This is a genomic window from Streptomyces tirandamycinicus (assembly GCF_003097515.1).
GTDB classification, from domain to species: Bacteria; Actinomycetota; Actinomycetes; order Streptomycetales; family Streptomycetaceae; genus Streptomyces; species Streptomyces tirandamycinicus.
In genome coordinates, this window is the sequence record NZ_CP029188.1 from 5,014,458 (window position 1) to 5,032,249 (window position 17,792).

Below are 17,792 nucleotides of genomic sequence, written 5' to 3' on the forward strand. Positions count from 1 at the left end.
GCGGGCGACGGCGGCTCGTCCGGTACCGGTGCGAAGAAGCAGCGGTCCTTCTGGAAGGAACTGCCGCTGCTGGTCGGTATCGCGCTGGTGCTGGCGCTGCTGATCAAGACCTTCCTGGTGCAGGCGTTCTCGATCCCGTCCGACTCGATGATGAACACGCTGCAGCGGGGCGACCGGGTGCTGGTCGACAAGCTGACTCCCTGGTTCGGCTCCGAGCCCGAGCGCGGCGAGGTCGTGGTGTTCCACGATCCGGGCGGCTGGCTGGACGACACCCACACCCCCGAGCCCAACCTGGTGCAGCGGTTCCTGAGCTTCATCGGCCTGATGCCGTCGTCGGAGCAGAAGGACCTGATCAAGCGGGTCATCGCGGTAGGCGGTGACACCGTCTCCTGCAAGAAGGGGGGCAAGGTCATGGTCAACGGCAAGGCCCTGGACGAGACGTCGTACATCCGCCCGGGCAGCACGCCCTGCGACGACAAGCCGTTCGGGCCGATCCGGGTGCCCGAGGGCCGGATCTGGGTGATGGGCGACAACCGGGACAACTCCCTGGACTCCCGCTACCACCAGGAGCTGCCCTACAACGGCACGGTCAGCAACGAGGACGTCGTGGGGCGGGCCGTGGTGGTGGCCTGGCCGTTCGACCGCTGGTCCACGCTGCCCGTTCCGGACACCTTCGACCAGCCCGGACTGAACGCGGCGGCGCCGATCGGCGGGACCGCCGTGCCCGGCGCACTCGCCGCGGCGGGCGCGTTGCCGATCGTGCTGGTCCGCCGGAGGCGGCTGACCGGCGGGCGAACCGGCGGGTAGGGTGCCGCTCGGATCAGCGATCGCCGGTCCTGGGAGGCAGGGAGCGCTGCGATGAGCGGAATGGGACGTACGGGCAACGGCCGCGGCCGCCTCGGCAGTGTGCTGTCGGGGCTCGCCGTGGCCGTCGGCTGTGTGCTCTTCCTCGGCGGCTTCGTCTGGGGGGCGCTGCTCTACCAGCCGTACACGGTGCCGACGGACTCGATGTCCCCCACCGTGGCGCCGGGAGACCGGGTGCTGGCGGAGCGGATCGACGGCTCCGAGGTCCGGCGCGGGGACGTCGTCGTCTTCACCGACCGGGTGTGGGCGGACGCGCCGATGGTGAAGCGCGTGGTCGGGATCGGCGGGGACACGGTCGCCTGCTGCGACGCGGACGGCCGGATGACCGTCGACGGCAGGGCCGTCGAGGAACCGTATCTGCGCGGTGAGGAGCCCGCCTCGCCGATCGGTTTCACCGTCTCGGTGCCCGAGGGGAAGCTCTTCCTCCTGGGGGACGAGCGCAGGACCTCCGTGGACTCCCGAGCGCACCTTCAGGAGGCCGGCCAGGGCACGGTGCCGGCCGGGGCCGTCAGCGCCCGGCTGGACGCCGTCGCCTGGCCTCTCGGCGGAGTCCTGGAACGGCCGCGGAGCTTCGCCGCCCTGCCGGGCGGGATCTCCGAGCCCGGGCCCATCCGGCAGGTTCTGGCGACGGTGACGGCCGGTGCCGTGCTGATCCTGGGCGGGGCCGCCTGGGGGCCGCTCGCCGGGCTCGCCGGCCGACGGCGGCGGTCGGCCGGGCGGAGCGGGGCGGCCGGGCGGAGCGGGGCGGCCGCGGATGCCTGAGGAGCCCGCGGAGGGCCTGGCACCCGGGGCGGCCGCGGACGGGCCCGCGCTGCGCCGGGTCTCCCGGGTGATCCTGCTCGATCCCGACGACCGCGTGCTGCTGCTGCACGGCTTCGAGCCGGACGATCCGGACGACGACTGGTGGTTCACGCCCGGCGGCGGGGTCGAGGGCACGGAGTCCCGGGAGGAGGCCGCGCTGCGCGAACTGGCCGAGGAGACGGGGATCACGGAGGTCGAGCTGGGGCCGGTGATCTGGCAGCGCCAGTGCTCCTTCCCGTTCGACGGGCGCCGCTGGGACCAGGACGAGTGGTACTACCTGGCGCGTACCCGGCAGACGGCGACCAGCCTGACGGGGCTGACCCGGCTGGAGCGGCGCAGTGTCGCCGGGCTCAGGTGGTGGACCTCCGCCGAACTGTCCGCGGCGCGTGAGACGGTGTACCCGACCAGGCTCGCCGAGCTGCTGCGCACGCTGCTCGACGAGGGGCCTCCGAGTGCGCCCGTGGTCCTGGCCCGGGAAGTCGTCTAGGGACGCGGGGGCTGGCGCACAATGGGGGGACGCACGGCTGAAGGGGAACATGCCATGAGCGCCGAGGACCTCGAGAAGTACGAGACCGAGATGGAGCTGAAGCTCTACCGGGAGTACCGCGACGTCGTCGGTCTGTTCAAGTACGTGATCGAGACCGAGCGTCGCTTCTACCTCACCAATGACTACGAGATGCAGGTGCACTCGGTGCAGGGCGAGGTCTTCTTCGAGGTGTCCATGGCGGACGCCTGGGTCTGGGACATGTACCGGCCGGCCAGGTTCGTGAAGCAGGTCCGGGTGCTCACGTTCAAGGACGTGAACATCGAGGAGCTGAACAAGAGCGATCTGGAGCTCCCCCAGGGCTGACCCTCACCCGAACGAGGGGCGCGGTTTTCCACAGCGAGGCGGTTTTCCACCAAGATCCACCCGCCGGGGCCACGCGCGTCAGAGTCGGTGCCGGAGGTGGTGCCGAGATGAACGCGACGCGTGCACTGGGGCGGTACGGCGAGGAACTGGCGGCCCGGCGGCTGGCGGCGGGCGGGATGGCCGTGCTCGCCCGGAACTGGCGATGCGGACGGGCCGGCGAGATCGACATCGTCGCCCGGGACGGCGACACGGTGGTCGTCTGCGAGGTCAAGACGCGCAGGGGCGGCCCGGAGGGGCGGGCGCCCTTCGAACATCCGATGGCCGCGATCACCACGGCCAAGGCGGACCGCCTCAGACGTCTGGCCGCGTGCTGGCTGGAGCTCCACGGGGGACCACCACCCCGCGGCGGGGTGCGGATCGATCTCGTGGCGGTGCTGCTCCCCCGGCGGGGAGCGCCCCGGGTCGAGCACGTGACGGGGGTGGCCTGATGGGATTCGCCCGCACCTGCTCCGTGGCGCTGGTGGGCGTCGAGGGCGTGGTCGTGGAGGTCCAGGCGGACCTGGAACCGGGGGTCGCGGCCTTCACCCTGGTCGGGCTGCCGGACAAGAGCCTCGTGGAGAGCCGCGACCGGGTCCGGGCGGCGGTCGTCAACTCCGGTGCCGAGTGGCCGCAGAAGAAGCTCACGGTCGGCCTCAGCCCGGCGTCCGTGCCCAAGGGCGGCAGTGGGTTCGACCTCGCCGTAGCCTGCGCGGTCCTGGGCGCGGCCGAGCGCGTCGATCCCAGGGCGATCGCGGATCTGGTGCTCCTCGGCGAGCTCGGCCTGGACGGCAGGGTGCGGCCGGTGCGGGGCGTCCTGCCCGCGGTCCTCGCCGCGGCGGAGGCCGGCTACCAGCAGGTCGTCGTGCCCGAGCGGACCGCGGGCGAGGCCTCGCTCGTGCCGGGCGTCTCGGTCCTCGGCGTGCGCAGTCTCCGCCAGCTGATCGCGGTGCTGAACGACGAGCCGGTGCCGGAGGAGGAGCCCGACGGCGACGGCCGGCCCGGTGCCCTGCTCGCGGGGCTGGTGGTGCCCGGCGCCGGGCCGGGCACGGGACTCCCCGCCGATCCGGACCGGGCCGGCTCCCTGCCCGACCTGGCGGACGTCGCCGGTCAGCACGGGGCACGGACCGCGCTCGAGGTCGCCGCGGCCGGGAGACACCACCTGCTGCTCCAGGGACCTCCGGGCGCGGGCAAGACCATGCTCGCGGAGCGGCTTCCGTCGGTGCTCCCGCCGCTCACCCGCAAGGAGTCCCTCGAGATCACCGCCGTCCACTCGGTCGCGGGCATCCTCCCGCCCGGCGAACCCCTGGTGCGCACCCCGCCCTACTGCGCCCCGCACCACTCTGCGACGATGCAGTCCCTCGTGGGCGGCGGGCAGGGCGTGCCGAGGCCCGGAGCGGTCTCCCTGGCGCACCGGGGCGTCCTGTTCCTGGACGAGGCCCCGGAGTTCTCCGGCAAGGCGCTCGACGCCCTCCGCCAGCCCCTCGAATCGGGTCATGTGATCGTGGCGCGGAGTGCGGGTGTGGTCCGGCTGCCCGCCCGGTTCCTCCTGATGCTCGCGGCCAACCCCTGCCCCTGCGGGCGCCACACCCTGCACGGCGCGGGATGCGACTGCCCTCCCGCGCTGATCCGGCGCTACCAGGCACGGCTCTCCGGCCCGCTGCTCGACCGGGTGGACCTGCGGGTCGAGGTGGAGCCCGTCAGCCGCGCCGACCTGCTGGGCCAGGGCGCCCGCGGCGAGCCGTCCGCGTCCGTCGCGGCCCGGGTCGGGGAGGCGCGGGACCGGGCGGCCGCCCGGCTGTCCGGCACCCCGTGGCGCGCCAACAGCGAGGTGCCCGGCCATGAGCTGCGCACCCGCTGGCACACCGCTCCCGGCGCGCTCGCCGCGGCGGAGCGGGACATGGAGCGGGGGCTGCTCACGGCCAGGGGCATGGACCGGGTGCTCCGGGTCGCCTGGACGGTCGCCGACCTCGCCGGCCGTGACCGGCCCCATGCACGGGATGTGGACCTGGCGCTGCAACTGCGCACGGGCATCGCCCGCGGCGTCCCGGCGGGCTTCGGAGCCGGGCGATGAGCACCGGTCCCGTGCACGGGCCGCCCCGGCGCCCGGGCACGGAGTGGGGAGCCCCGGCATGACCGCCGGAGCGGGTGAGGAGGAGCGCAGGGCGCGTGCGGCGTTGACAGGGGTCGTCGAACCGGGTGATGAGCGCGCGGGCGGATGGCTGCGCCGGTACGGCCCGGTGGAGCTCCTGACCCGTCTCACCGCGCCCGCCGGGACCGAGAACCCCCTCCCCGGAGCCGGGGAGGAGCGGATGCGGGGCTACCGGACCCGGGCAGCGGCGGCCCGTCCGGAGCGCGATCTGGAGCGGGTGGCCGAGCTGGGCGGGCGTTTCGTGTGCCCGGGGGACCCGGAGTGGCCGGGGCAGCTGGACGACCTCGGAGACGCGAGACCGGTCGGGCTCTGGGTGCGAGGCCCCGCCGACCTGCGGATATGGGCCCTGCGCTCGGTCGCCGTGGTGGGTGCCAGAGCCTGCACCCCGTACGGCGCCCATGTGTCCGGGACACTCGCCTCGGGTCTGGCCGAACGCGGCTGGGTCGTCGTCTCCGGCGCGGCGTACGGGATCGACGCCGCCGCCCATCGGGGTGCCCTGTCCACGGGGGGCGCCACGGTCGCCGTGCTGGCCTGCGGGGTGGACACCGTCTACCCCCGGGGGCACACCGAGTTGATCGGCCGCATGGTCGAACAGGGTCTGGTCGTAGCGGAGTTGCCGCCGGGAGCCCACCCCACACGCAGCCGGTTCGTGCTGCGGAACCGGGTCATCGCGGCCCTGTCGCGGGGCACCGTCGTCGTGGAGGCCGAGTACCGGAGCGGTTCCCTGGCCACCGCCCGTGCCGCGGAGCGCCTCGGACGCCTCACCATGGGTGTTCCCGGCCCGGTGACCAGCGGGCTCTCCTCGGGGGTGCACGAACTGCTGCGCAGCGGGGCGGTGCTGGTCACCGACCCCGACGAAGTGGTCGAACTGGTCGGTGACATCGGTGAACTCGCCCCCGCGCGCCGGGGACCCGTGCTCCCCAGAGACCTTCTCGGGCCCGGCTGCGCACGTGTTCTGGAGGCGCTCCCGGTCCGCGCCGCCCTCGACGGCCGGGAGGTCGCCGTTCGAGCCGGCACCTCGCCCGACGAGACCCTCGCGAGGCTGTACGAACTGCACTCCCTGGGCTTCGTCGAACGCCGAGGGGACCGCTGGCAGTTGGCCCCGGGAGACACAACGGGCTCGAACGTACGGCGAGGCGATGCTTGACCTGGGGCATTCGGGTGACAGGGTGAGCCCGATGGCCCCGGCCGCACCTTCGCGACAGCCCGAGGGCCGGTGCCCGCTGCCCCGGCCCTCGTTCGAAGATGTGGCCGAAGGTACACACTCACCGAGGCGCGATCCGCCGCCGTTCGCGCACCGCTATCCGCCAGTCACGCTACGCTCGCCAGGTTCACCGCCCAGCCCCCGGCCCAGACAACCCGTCCCATCACGCTCCACGGCAGAACGGCTCAAAGGCAACGCATGCCCCAGCACACCTCCGGGTCTGACCACGCGGCAGTTCCCCCCGCTGCCCGTGGTTCCGTGCGGCCGCCCGCGCCCTCGTCGCTCGAAGAGCTGTGGCGGTCGTACAAGGCCACCGGTGACGAACGGTTGCGGGAGCAGCTGATCCTGCACTACTCACCGCTGGTGAAGTACGTCGCGGGCCGGGTGAGCGTCGGACTGCCGTCCAACGTCGAGCAGGCGGACTTCGTTTCCTCCGGGGTCTTCGGACTCATCGACGCGATCGAGAAGTTCGACATCGAGCGTTCGATCAAGTTCGAGACGTACGCGATCACCCGGATCCGGGGCGCCATGATCGACGAGTTGCGGGCACTGGACTGGATCCCTCGCTCCGTGCGGCAGAAGGCCCGTAACGTCGAGCGTGCGTACGCCACGCTGGAGGCGCAACTGCGGCGCACCCCCTCCGAGAGCGAGGTGGCCGCCGAGATGGGCATCTCGCTCGAGGAACTGCACTCCGTCTTCAGCCAGTTGTCCCTGGCGAACGTGGTCGCCCTGGAGGAACTGCTCCATGTCGGGGGCGAGGGCGGCGACCGGCTCAGCCTCATGGACACCCTGGAGGACACCGCAGCGGACAATCCGGTGGAGGTGGCCGAGGACCGCGAGCTGCGACGCCTCCTCGCCCGCGCCATCAACACGCTCCCCGACCGGGAGAAGACCGTCGTCACCCTCTACTACTACGAAGGCCTGACGCTGGCCGAGATCGGCAACGTCCTGGGCGTCACCGAGAGCCGGGTCAGCCAGATCCACACCAAGTCCGTACTGCAACTCAGGGCGAAACTGGCCGACGTCGCCAGATGAGGCGGCGCCGCCCGCCGGGGCCGGCCCCACCGCGGAGCCGGCAGCGGGGCCGGGCCGATCCGGCACGGTCCCGCCCGTGCGAGCCGTCCTCGCCGTAAAGTGGTTCCGTGCCAAGGATTCGAGCGGCCTCCGTGGCCGAGCACCGGACCATGCAGCGCGCCGCTCTGCTGGACGCCGCACGCTCCCTGCTGTCCGAAGGGGGGACGGAGGCGCTCACCTTCCCCGCCCTCGCCGAGCGCACGGGCCTGGCCAGATCCTCCGTCTACGAGTACTTCCGCTCCCGCGCCGCGGTGGTCGAAGAGCTGTGCGCCGTCGACTTCCCCGTCTGGGCGGCGGAGGTGGAGGCAGCCATGGCGGCCGCGGACACCGCCGAGGGCAAGGTCGAGGCCTATGTGCGCCGTCAGCTCGAGCTCGTCGGCGACCGGCGCCACCGGGCGGTCGTCGCGATCTCGGCGAGCGAGCTGGACGACGGCGCCAGGGAGAAGATCCGCGCCGCGCACGGCGGGCTGGTCGCCATGATCGTGGAGGCGCTCGGGGAGCTGGGGCACCAGCATCCCCGACTCGCGGCCATGCTCCTCCAGGGGGTCGTGGACGCCGCGGTGCGCCGTATCGAGCTGGGCGCCGCCGAGGAGCCCCCCGCCATCGCCGAGGCCGCGGTCTCGATGGCGCTCCGCGGGGTCCGGGGAGCCTGAGCCCGCACCGACCCCTTCTGCCGGACCTGCGGGCCTCGTGCCCGGGCGATTCCGGCCGCACTCCGTGCCCGTGCCCTCCCGCGCCCGAGTCCGTGCCGTACGCCACGTGCCGGCCCGGTGCCGTGCGATTCCTGCCGCACTCGGTGCCCGTGCCCCACGTACCAACCCCGGTGCCCGTGCCATTCCTGCGCACTCGGTGCCCGTGCCGCGCTCCACTGCGTCGCTCCGGTGCCCACTGCGCCGTTCCCGCCCCGCCCCCTGCGCCGCGGCCGGTGCGCGGCTCCGCAGCGCCCGCCCACGAGCAGCGTCTGCCCTCCCTCCTGCGGGCCGGGCCGGGCCGTCGCCGGTGGCGTGGCGCCCTGTGGGCGGCGATCGCCGCCGCCAGCAGCAGGGCCTGGACCGCGTCCGCGCCCGCCCGGGACGGAGCGGCCGACACCTCGGCGAGCCCCGGCAGTGCTCCCCCCGGTGCCGGCAGCGCTCCCCCGGGTGCCGTCGGCGGCCCCGGTACGCCGAACACCGGAAGCAGCCGGGACGGGCCGCGGCGCAGGGCCGACGCGGGCAGGAGGGAGAGCGGGTCGAGGTACTCGTCGCCGCGCCGGAGTCCCCAGTGCAGACAGCCGGGCGGACAGTGCGAGGAACCCTCCGCCACCACCGCCACCACCTGCCCCTCGGACACCAGGGCACCCGGCCGGACCAGTGGGCGCACCGGCTCGTAGGTCGTGCGCAGCGGCAGGCCGCCCGTACCCGCCAGTTCGATCGACAGCACTCCGCGCCCCGCCACCGGCCCGGCGAAGGACACCCGGCCCGGCGCCGCGGCGCGCACCTCGGTGCCCGGGGGCGCCGCCAGGTCCACACCGCGGTGGCCCCGCCCGTACGGGGAGGGCGGCGGTGCCCAGCCCCGCACCACCGAGGGGCGGGGCGGGCCCACCGGCCAGACCGCCGCCCGCGCCGCCACCGGGGAGACCAGGACCAGCAGCACCGCCGCCAGCGCCGTCGTCACGACTGCTCGTACGCGATTCATGACGCCGACGGTCCCGCAACCGGCCATCGCCGCGCTGATCATGGTCCGGATCTGTGGACGACCGGCCGGTTGTGGACATCGCCGTCACCCGGCACCCCCGCGGTCCCGTACACTTCTTCTGGCGATCCGGGTCACCCGGGTCGACTTCGCACGCCCCGCCACCACCCTCGTCATCGGTCGGTGGCCGCGCCTCTCGGTCCCCTGTGGCACGGCGCGCCGGGGCGTCAGGACACAACCGGGAAAACTCAAGGAGATACGGCCATGGCCGTCGTCACGATGCGGGAGCTGCTGGAGAGCGGCGTCCACTTCGGTCACCAGACCCGTCGCTGGAACCCGAAGATGAAGCGCTTCATCTTCACCGAGCGCAACGGCATCTACATCATCGACCTGCTCCAGTCGCTGTCGTACATCGACCGCGCCTACGAGTTCGTCAAGGAGACCGTCGCGCACGGCGGCTCCATCATGTTCGTCGGCACGAAGAAGCAGGCGCAGGAGGCCATCGCCGAGCAGGCCACCCGCGTCGGCATGCCCTACGTCAACCAGCGCTGGCTCGGCGGCATGCTCACCAACTTCTCCACCGTCTACAAGCGCCTTCAGCGTCTGAAGGAGCTCGAGGCGATCGACTTCGAGGACGTGGCCGCCTCCGGTCTCACCAAGAAGGAGCTCCTGGTCCTCTCGCGCGAGAAGGCCAAGCTGGAGAAGACCCTCGGTGGCATCCGCGAGATGCAGAAGGTTCCGAGCGCCGTCTGGATCGTCGACACCAAGAAGGAGCACATCGCCGTCGGTGAGGCGCGCAAGCTCCACATCCCGGTCGTCGCGATCCTCGACACCAACTGCGACCCGGACGAGGTCGACTACAAGATCCCGGGCAACGACGACGCGATCCGCTCCGTCACCCTGCTCACCCGCGTGATCGCCGACGCCGTCGCGGAGGGCCTCATCGCCCGTTCCGGCGTCGCGACCGGTGACTCGAAGCCGGGCGAGAAGGCCGCCGGCGAGCCGTTGGCCGAGTGGGAGCGCGACCTGCTCGAGGGCGAGAAGAAGGCCGACGAGACCCCGGCCGCCGAGGCTGAGAAGCCGGCCGACGCCGAGAAGCCGGCCGACGCCGAGCAGGCGGCCGACGCCGCTGCCGAGGCTCCGGCCGCGGACGCCGACAAGGCCTGACACCCAGGTTCCGGTAGCCGGCGGCGGGGGCCCATGAAGCCCCCGCCGTCGGCCCGTAGATCGTTCGACCTCAGCTCTTCGACTTCAGAGAGATTCACAGACATGGCGAACTACACCGCCGCTGACGTTAAGAAGCTCCGCGAGCTCACCGGCGCGGGCATGATGGACTGCAAGAAGGCGCTCGACGAGGCCGACGGCAACGTCGACAAGGCCGTCGAGGCCCTGCGCATCAAGGGCCAGAAGGGCGTCGCCAAGCGCGAGGGCCGCTCCGCCGAGAACGGCGCCGTCGTCTCCCTCATCGCCGACGACAGCACCTCCGGTGTGATCGTCGAGCTGAAGTGCGAGACGGACTTCGTCGCCAAGGGCGAGAAGTTCCAGGCCGTCGCGGGCGCGCTCGCCGCCCACGTCGCCGCCACCGCTCCGGCCGACATCGAGGCCCTGCTCGCCTCCGAGATCGAGCCCGGCAAGACCGTGCAGGCGTACGTCGACGAGGCCAACGCCAACCTCGGCGAGAAGATCGTCCTGGACCGGTTCGCGCAGTTCTCCGGTGCCTACGTGACCGCGTACATGCACCGCACGATGCCCGACCTGCCCCCGCAGATCGGTGTCCTCGTCGAGCTCGACAAGCCGAACGCCGAGGTCGCCAAGGGCGTCGCCCAGCACATCGCCGCCTTCGCGCCGAAGTACCTGTCCCGTGAGGACGTCCCGGCCGAGGTCGTCGAGTCCGAGCGCCGCGTCGCCGAGGAGACCACCCGCGCCGAGGGCAAGCCCGAGGCCGCCCTGCCGAAGATCGTCGAGGGCCGCCTCAACGGCTTCTTCAAGGACGCCACCCTCCTGGGCCAGCCGTACGCGCTGGACAACAAGAAGTCCGTCCAGCAGATCCTGGACGAGGCCGGTGTCGCCCTGAAGCGCTTCTCGCGCATCAAGGTCGGCATCTGAGCCGGTACGCGATCGACACGGGAGCCCGATAGGGTTTTCCCGCAGTCGTCGGCCGCGTGACGCCGGACGACCGCAGATCTGACGAGGAGGCCATTGCCGCAGGGACACCAGCACCCACCGGCAATGGCCTTCTTCGTATGTGCACGAGGAGATCTCCATGAACAAGGGCGCGGACGCCAATCCGGCCGCCGACGACAAGAGCGACCGCACCGGCACGAAAGCCGGCCGCTTCATGCTGAAGCTGTCAGGGGAGGCCTTCTCCGGCGGCACCGGCCTGGGCGTCGACCCCGACGTCGTCCATGCCATCGCCAGGGAGATCGCCGCGGTCGTCCGTGACGGCGCGCAGATCGCGGTGGTCATCGGCGGCGGCAACTTCTTCCGCGGGGCCGAGCTGCAGGTGCGCGGCATGGACCGGGCGCGCTCCGACTACATGGGCATGCTCGGCACGGTCATGAACTGCCTCGCCCTCCAGGACTTCCTGGAGAAGGAGGGGATCGACTCCCGCGTCCAGACCGCCATCACCATGGGCCAGGTCGCGGAGCCCTACATTCCGCTGCGGGCGGTGCGCCACCTCGAGAAGGGGCGCGTCGTCATCTTCGGCGCCGGTATGGGCATGCCGTACTTCTCCACCGACACCACCGCGGCCCAGCGCGCCCTGGAGATCGACGCCGAGGCGCTGCTGATGGGCAAGAACGGGGTCGACGGCGTCTACGACTCCGACCCCAAGGCCAATCCGGACGCGGTGAAGTTCGACGCCCTGGAGTACGGGGAGGTGCTCGCCCGCGACCTCAAGGTCGCCGACGCCACCGCCATCACCCTCTGCCGCGACAACGCCCTGCCGATCCTCGTCTTCGAACTGCTCGCCGCGGGCAATATCGCTCGGGCCGTCCGGGGTGAGAAGATCGGCACGCTCGTGAGCGACCAGGGCACCCGTGCCTGACCCGGGGCGCCGCCCCGGGATGGACAAAGCCCTGCCGGTCGGACACCGTGCAGGGGAGACGCGCCGCCAACTTTCGCAGGCGTCGTACGCGTGGCTCGGACCGGCCCGCGGACCCGCTCCAGGGGGCCGGGCCGGGTCGCCATTCGTACACGCCGGGACTACCAAGACACGCAGGAGCAAGTGGTGATCGAAGAGACCCTCCTCGAGGCCGAGGAGAAGATGGAGAAGGCCGTCGTGGTCGCCAAGGAGGACTTCGCCGCGATCCGCACCGGGCGTGCGCACCCGGCGATGTTCAACAAGATCGTGGCCGACTACTACGGCGCGCTGACGCCGATCAACCAGCTGGCCTCGTTCTCGGTGCCGGAGCCGCGCATGGCCGTGGTGACCCCGTTCGACAAGAGCGCCCTGCGCAACATCGAGCAGGCGATCCGCGACTCCGACCTGGGCGTCAACCCCAGCAACGACGGAAACATCATCCGGGTGGTGTTCCCCGAGCTCACCGAGGAGCGCCGCCGCGAGTTCATCAAGGTCGCCAAGGGCAAGGCCGAGGACTCCCGCATCTCGATCCGCTCCGTGCGCCGCAAGGCCAAGGAGGCCATCGACAAGCTGATCAAGGACGGCGAGGTCGGCGAGGACGAGGGCCGCCGTGCGGAGAAGGAGCTCGACGACACCACCGCGAAGTACGTCGCGCAGGTGGACGAGCTGCTCAAGCACAAGGAAGCCGAGCTGCTCGAGGTCTGATGAACGACTCTTCCCGGGGGGCCCCGACGAGCACCGGCTACTGGGGCCCGCCCGACCAGGGGGCTGCCCCGGCGGGTCCCGCATACGATGAGCCTGGTACCCAGCAGACTCGGCCCATGCCCATCGTGCCGGGTGATCCCGACGCAGGGAGAGACGCCGCAGACCGCGAAGACCGTGATCGGGGGGCCGCTCGGCTGAGCGGCCCCCCGGTCCGCGACGAGATGCCGCAGGAGCCCATGCCCACCCCTCCGCCGCCTGCGGCCCCCCAGCCGTCGGAGCCGCAGCCGCCGCAGAAGAAGCGCGCAGGCCGTGATCTCCGTGCTGCCATAGGGGTCGGCGTCGGGCTCGGTGCGGTGATCGTCGCGGCTCTGTTCGTCGTCAAGTCCGTGTTCGTCGGCGTGATCGCCGTCGCCGTGGTCGTCGGGCTGTGGGAGCTCACCTCCCGCCTCCGGGAGCGCAAGGGCATCAGGGCCCCCCTGGTGCCGCTCGCGGTGGGCGGCGCGGCGATGGTCGTGGCCGGCTACGTCCGGGGCGCCGAGGGCGCGTGGGTCGCCACCGCCCTCACCGCCCTGGCGGTGCTGGTCTGGCGGATGACCGAGCCGCCCGAGGGCTACCTCAGGGACGTCACGGCCGGGCTCTTCGCGACGTTCTACGTGCCGTTCCTCGCCACGTTCGTCGCGATGATGCTCACCGCGGAGGACGGCCCGCAGCGGGTCTTCACGTTCCTCCTGCTGACGGTCGTGAGCGACACCGGCGCGTACGCGATCGGCTGGCGTTTCGGCAGGCACAAGCTCGCGCCGCGCATCAGCCCCGGGAAGACCCGCGAGGGACTGCTGGGCGCCGTGGCGTTCGGCATGGCGGCGGGCGCCGTCTGCATGCCGCTCATGATCGACGGCGGCACCTGGTGGCAGGGCCTGGTCCTCGGCCTCGCGGTCGCGGTCAGCGCGACCCTGGGCGACCTCGGTGAGTCGATGATCAAGCGGGACCTGGGCATCAAGGACATGGGCTCCCTGCTGCCGGGTCACGGGGGCATCATGGACCGGCTGGACTCGCTGCTGCCCACGGCGCCGGTGGTGTGGCTGCTGTTCGTGGTGTTCGTCGGCGCCGGCTGATCCGGGTGGTGCCGGTCCGGACGCGGCATGAGCGCCGTCCGGGCCGGTGACGGGATCAGGGCAGGTGACGGGATGAGGGCCGGTTCGACACCGGGCAGGGCCGTCAGCGCTGACCGGCATCCCGGCGACCGGCCGCAGCGACCGGACGCGGCCACGGTGCCGGAGCCCGTAGCCGGCAGGACCGGAGCCCAGCGCGGTCGGCGGACCGCGTCCGGCCCCCCGCCGAGCCGGGCCGCCGCCCTCGGGGAGGACGGCACGACGGCCGCCCCGGAGCCGACCGGACGCCCGGGCCTCTCTCCGTACGGCGCCGCCCGTACCGCTCGCGGCCCGGCGCCTGCCGCCCACCTGTGTACTGCTCCCGGCCCGCACTCCTCCCGGAGCGGACCTGCCTTGCCCTGCCCGGCCCGGCGTGTCCGCCCGCCCGTACCGCTCCCGGCCCGGGCGACTCCGGGCCGGAAAGCTTCAGCCTGGCGCGCACACCGCTCGCGGCCTGAGCCGTCCGGTGGCCCGACGGTCTCCGCCCGGCCCCGGCCCCCGGCCTCCCGCGGCCCGTCGGCGCTTCTTCAGTCGAGATGAGCCGGTACGGCAGGTGCCGTGCAGCGCCGGAACATTCCCCGTGCAGACTCGATAGCCAAGTATCTCAATCATTGAGACACTCCCCGTGCTCCCGTCGGTTTGACGACCGGCGGAAGCGGCGTTCGAAGTGTCATGTTCACGTCAAAGCACGCGTCCTGCCATGGAAAGGGTGACATCGTGCTACCAGCACCCGTACGTGCCGTTCTCATGCCGCTCGTGCTCGCAGCGGCCCTGCTCGCCGGCGCACCCGTCCCGTCCGCCGGCGCACATCCGAAGGCGGCGGCGGTGGACCCGTCCGCGCCCGGTTCGTTCGCCGTCGGTTACACCGACCTGACCGTGTCCGCGTCCGGCCGCTCGTTCGGCGCGCGGGTCTGGTACCCGAGTGCGTCGGCGGGCGCCGACACGCCGGTCGCTCCCGGTGCCCATCCCGCGCTCGCGTTCGGGCACGGCTTCTTCCAGGACATCTCCAAGTACCAGAGTCTGCTGCGGCACTACGCATCCTGGGGCTTCGTCGCCGTCGCGCCGAAGAGCCAGGGCGGCCTCTTCCCCAGCCACTCGGGGTTCGCCGACGACCTGGCGGCGTCCCTGAGCTGGCTCACGACCCAGAACGGAACCCCTGGCTCCCGCTTCGCCGGTGCCATCGACGTCGATCGCCTCGGCCTCTCCGGACACTCCATGGGAGGCGGCGCCGCACTGCTCGCGTCCGCCCGCAGCACGGCGGTCAAGAGCGTCTCCACACTCGCGGCCGCCGAGACCAACCCGTCCGCGGTCACCGCCTCCGGCGGCCTGCGCATACCGGCCCAGTTCGTCGGCGGAAGCGCCGACTCCATCGCCGGTGTGGCCGGTCACCAGCAGAAGATGTACGACGCCAAGCCCGCCCCCACCCAGCTCCGCGTCATCACGGGCGGCTTCCACTGCGGCTTCGTCGACACCTCGGGCTTCGGCTGCGACAGCGGATCGATCGACCGCGCCACCCAGCAGAGACTCACACGGGGCGTCACCACGGCGTATCTGCTCTACACCCTCGCCGGTGACCGGACCCTGTACGACCAGGTCTGGGGGCCGGCCGCGCAGAACCTTCCCGGCGTCGTCTACTCCGCGAAGCCGTAGCCGGCCGTCGAATGACACCGCCCGGCCTGCCGCAGCGCCTCGGCGCCCCGGCAGGCCGGGCAGGCGGTTCCGCGGCGACCGTCGCACGGTTGGTGCCGACCCCGCGGACGGTCGGCACGGACGGCCGGCACGGACGGTCAGTCGCGGGTCCAGACGGTGACGCTGTCCGACTCGAACACGGTGAACACTGCCTCGTTCCGCAGGGGCCGGCGGCGGTCGAGATCCGTGACCACGGCGCCTCCCGCCTGGCCGGCGCCGGTGGCGAGGACATGCGTCTCGAACGCGCGGCCGGCCTTCTGCTCCAGCCAGAACAGCCGGTCGTCGCCGTCGCCGGACACCAGAAGGTCGATGTCGCGGTCGCCGTCCAGATCACCGCTGCCGAACACGCCGGGTGCCCCCTGACCGGCCCGGCCCCGTGCGGTGATGCCGCTCGAGAGGGGAGTAGGGGTCCACCGGGAGCGCGGGTCGGCGGGAACGCCGAAGGAGACCACCTGCGAGGCGGGGTCGGTCGAACCCGGAGGGAAGGCGGTGTTGGTGTGGTTGGAGCCGACCCAGGTCGTCCGCCCGTCGCCGTGGAGGTCGTGCACCGGCCGCAGCTGGATGGCCTTGCCCTGGGTGCTGTCGATGACGTGGGTCGTGAACCGGCCCATCGGATGCTCCCGGCTCACCCCGTCCGTGCGCTCCAGCCAGACGAACGCGGCCCCCGGCTCGAAGTACTGCGCGGAGGCCAGGTCCAGATCGCCGTCGGAGTCGACGTCCGCCACGACGGGGAGCGCGCCGCCGCCGGGGGCGAGGTCGATCGGCTCACGGCTGAAGCGCTCGGGGCCGTCCGTGCCCCGGAAGACCTGGGCCCAGGCGCTGGCCGGCGGCAGGCCCTCGATCCTGGAGACGGGTTGCAGGGACTCCCCGACGGTCACCAGGTCCCGCCGGCCGTCGCCGTCGAAGTCGACCAGAAGGGCGCGGTGGTAGAAGAGCGGTGAACTGCCCGGCGGCACGATGTCGTGGCGCCGCCAAGTGCCGCCCGCGCGCTGCTCCCACCAGGTCAGGGATCCACACCGGGAGGTGCAGGCGAAGAACCCGCCCGGCACCACGATGTCGCGGTCGCCGTCGCCGTCGACGTCGGCCACGTTCGGTTCGTTGGGAAAGGGGATCCTGGCGTCGGTGTCGAACACCAGCCGCTTCGACCACGACCCGAGGCCGGGCCCACGCTGCTGGTACAGGGCGAGCCGGCCGGCTGCCGGAGGTACCGGCGGGCCGCCCGGCACGGTGGTGAAGTGACCGAATCCCGTGGCGACGATCTCCTGGCGGGCGTCCCCCCGGACGTCGCTCGCCACGGCGAAGGCCGCGCCGGCCAGGTTCCCGTCGACCGTGTGCGGGGAGAAGGAGACGGCCGCGGGAGCGGCGGGCGACGGCCGGCCTGAGGAGGCCATACCCAGGGGCGGCAGGGCGATGACCACGGCCAGTGCGGATCGGAGCAGCGCATGCATCCCAGCACCTCGCTTTGTGGTGTCCATGACACTCATTCGAGCGTAGCCGAGGCGGATGCCGGGCTCCATGCCACGCGGGCTCTCGCGGGCCTCGCCCGGCCCTCGGCTCCGCCGTCTCCGTGGCCGCTGCGGGGGGAGCCTCCGGGATCGGGGCCCGCGTCGGGCCATCGTGGGCGGCTCTTGCGGACGGCCCGATGCGCGACCGGCGTACGGGCCCCGGTCAATTGGCCAGGCAGCCAGCGCCCAAAGCCGCTACGCCGCCCAGGTGGCAGCCCACACACCGCTGCCCGGGCGCACACCGCTGCCCGGGACGCGACCGCGCGGGGGGACGCAGCAGAGTGTCAGTTGACCCCGTACCGCCTGGCGACGCCGCATATCTCCTGAGCGGCGCCCGGCTGCTCCAGCAGCATCGTCCCGGCGTCGCGGCCTCCGTGCTGGATGTGCAGTCGCGGGCCGACCATGACCAGACGCAGCTCCGGCCATGGGTGCCGCCACAGCAGGGCGGAGCGTTCCCACATCTCCAGGCTGCGCGTGGTCACGCGAAGTTGGTACTGCGGCCCTTCGTGAGCCGCCGGCGGAGTGTGCTCGGTGTACGGAGGGCGAACGGTGTACGTGTCGAGCACCGTCTCTCCGGGCTCCAGGACCTCGTTGCGGATACCACGCTGTCTGCCGATCTGTGCCCCGGTCCAGCCGCCCAGCCCTGCCGTCGGCAATGCCGCAGCCGCCACCGCCCACCAGGGCAGGTCGGCCCTGATCCCGGTGCCGACCACCGCCACTACGGCGAGAAGTGCCGTCGTGGCGGCACCGAGCAGCCTCGCACGCCGAATACGCCGGCCCCGTCCTCGATCCACGCCGTGTCCCCCCGTGCTGGCAGCGGTGTGCCGCCACACTATGCGAGGGGTGATGCGGACGGACCGGCCCGGTGCGTCTGGGCCGAGGGGACGGCCGTGCCCGCCACGTGCCCGGCCACAGAGGCACACCGGGAAGCCGCGGGCAGCTACCGTGCGCCAGGCTCGGCGACCGGTGACGCCCGCCGACGACGGTCGCAAGCGGGCGAGGTCGCAAGCG

Annotated in this window: 17 protein-coding genes and 1 pseudogene; 15 read left to right on the forward strand and 3 right to left on the reverse strand. The window is 72.6% G+C overall.

The window, feature by feature from the left end; all coding sequences use genetic code 11:
- Positions 1–117: 117 nt before the first annotated feature.
- The 9 genes from lepB (DDW44_RS32890) (at position 118) to DDW44_RS22265 (ending at position 7,634) form a co-directional block, all read left to right on the forward strand.
- Entirely contained in the window at positions 118–807 is a 690-nt protein-coding gene (gene lepB / locus DDW44_RS32890) for a signal peptidase I (protein ID WP_483027315.1), read from the forward strand.
- A gap of 51 nt (positions 808–858) precedes the next feature.
- The gene (gene lepB / locus DDW44_RS22230) at positions 859–1,626 is read left to right on the forward strand and encodes a signal peptidase I (RefSeq protein ID WP_108907486.1); all 768 of its coding nucleotides are present in this window, start codon (positions 859–861) and stop codon (positions 1,624–1,626) included.
- The gene (locus DDW44_RS22235; protein WP_037757749.1) at positions 1,619–2,152 is read left to right on the forward strand and encodes an NUDIX hydrolase; all 534 of its coding nucleotides are present in this window, start codon (positions 1,619–1,621) and stop codon (positions 2,150–2,152) included. The genes lepB (DDW44_RS22230) and DDW44_RS22235 overlap by 8 nt, the downstream gene beginning before the upstream one ends.
- Positions 2,153–2,206: 54 nt before the next feature.
- On the forward strand, positions 2,207–2,515 hold the full coding sequence (locus DDW44_RS22240) for a DUF2469 domain-containing protein (protein ID WP_017947641.1): 309 nt from the start codon (positions 2,207–2,209) through the stop codon (positions 2,513–2,515).
- Positions 2,516–2,622: 107 nt separating this feature from the next.
- On the forward strand, positions 2,623–3,003 hold the full coding sequence (locus DDW44_RS22245; RefSeq protein ID WP_018891850.1) for a YraN family protein: 381 nt from the start codon (positions 2,623–2,625) through the stop codon (positions 3,001–3,003).
- Positions 3,003–4,625 (forward strand): YifB family Mg chelatase-like AAA ATPase, encoded by a 1,623-nt coding sequence (locus tag DDW44_RS22250; protein ID WP_108907487.1) that lies wholly within the window; start codon positions 3,003–3,005, stop codon positions 4,623–4,625. The genes DDW44_RS22245 and DDW44_RS22250 overlap by 1 nt, the downstream gene beginning before the upstream one ends.
- Before the next feature lie 58 nt (positions 4,626–4,683).
- A complete protein-coding gene (gene dprA / locus DDW44_RS22255; protein WP_108907488.1) occupies positions 4,684–5,850 on the forward strand; it encodes a DNA-processing protein DprA in 1,167 nt (388 codons plus the stop codon).
- A 255-nt stretch (positions 5,851–6,105) separates the two neighbouring features.
- On the forward strand, positions 6,106–6,942 hold the full coding sequence (gene whiG / locus DDW44_RS22260; RefSeq protein WP_026281956.1) for an RNA polymerase sigma factor WhiG: 837 nt from the start codon (positions 6,106–6,108) through the stop codon (positions 6,940–6,942).
- A gap of 131 nt (positions 6,943–7,073) precedes the next feature.
- A complete protein-coding gene (locus DDW44_RS22265; protein ID WP_017947646.1) occupies positions 7,074–7,634 on the forward strand; it encodes a TetR/AcrR family transcriptional regulator in 561 nt (186 codons plus the stop codon).
- Between the two features lie 631 nt (positions 7,635–8,265).
- On the opposite strand, the pseudogene DDW44_RS22270 reads toward DDW44_RS22265, so the two are convergent.
- Positions 8,266–8,697, reverse strand: a pseudogene (locus tag DDW44_RS22270) (peptidoglycan DD-metalloendopeptidase family protein); the annotation flags it as partial.
- A 219-nt stretch (positions 8,698–8,916) separates the two neighbouring features.
- On the opposite strand from DDW44_RS22270, the gene rpsB reads away from it, so the two are divergent.
- The 6 genes from rpsB to DDW44_RS22300 all read left to right on the forward strand — a co-directional run bounded on the left by rpsB (position 8,917) and on the right by DDW44_RS22300 (position 15,237).
- Positions 8,917–9,819 carry a 30S ribosomal protein S2 gene (rpsB, locus tag DDW44_RS22275; protein WP_108907489.1) on the forward strand — a complete coding sequence of 301 codons (903 nt, stop codon included), beginning with the start codon at positions 8,917–8,919 and terminating at the stop codon, positions 9,817–9,819.
- Positions 9,820–9,921: 102 nt separating this feature from the next.
- The gene (tsf, locus tag DDW44_RS22280) at positions 9,922–10,758 is read left to right on the forward strand and encodes a translation elongation factor Ts (RefSeq protein ID WP_017947648.1); all 837 of its coding nucleotides are present in this window, start codon (positions 9,922–9,924) and stop codon (positions 10,756–10,758) included.
- A gap of 157 nt (positions 10,759–10,915) precedes the next feature.
- A complete protein-coding gene (gene pyrH / locus DDW44_RS22285) occupies positions 10,916–11,698 on the forward strand; it encodes a UMP kinase (RefSeq protein WP_037734681.1) in 783 nt (260 codons plus the stop codon).
- Between the two features lie 183 nt (positions 11,699–11,881).
- Positions 11,882–12,439, forward strand: a complete 558-nt coding sequence (frr, locus tag DDW44_RS22290) for a ribosome recycling factor (RefSeq protein ID WP_026165253.1) — start codon at positions 11,882–11,884, stop codon at positions 12,437–12,439.
- Positions 12,439–13,551 (forward strand): phosphatidate cytidylyltransferase, encoded by a 1,113-nt coding sequence (locus DDW44_RS22295; protein WP_108907490.1) that lies wholly within the window; start codon positions 12,439–12,441, stop codon positions 13,549–13,551. The genes frr and DDW44_RS22295 overlap by 1 nt, the downstream gene beginning before the upstream one ends.
- 783 nt (positions 13,552–14,334) lie before the next feature.
- Positions 14,335–15,237 (forward strand): alpha/beta hydrolase family protein, encoded by a 903-nt coding sequence (locus DDW44_RS22300; RefSeq protein ID WP_108907491.1) that lies wholly within the window; start codon positions 14,335–14,337, stop codon positions 15,235–15,237.
- Positions 15,238–15,374: 137 nt separating this feature from the next.
- Here DDW44_RS22300 and DDW44_RS22305 read toward each other — a convergent pair whose 3' ends face one another.
- Positions 15,375–16,724 (reverse strand): FG-GAP repeat domain-containing protein, encoded by a 1,350-nt coding sequence (locus tag DDW44_RS22305; protein WP_108907492.1) that lies wholly within the window; start codon positions 16,722–16,724, stop codon positions 15,375–15,377.
- A 341-nt stretch (positions 16,725–17,065) separates the two neighbouring features.
- Positions 17,066–17,575 (reverse strand): hypothetical protein, encoded by a 510-nt coding sequence (locus DDW44_RS22310; protein ID WP_244224081.1) that lies wholly within the window; start codon positions 17,573–17,575, stop codon positions 17,066–17,068.
- Positions 17,576–17,792 lie beyond the last annotated feature (217 nt).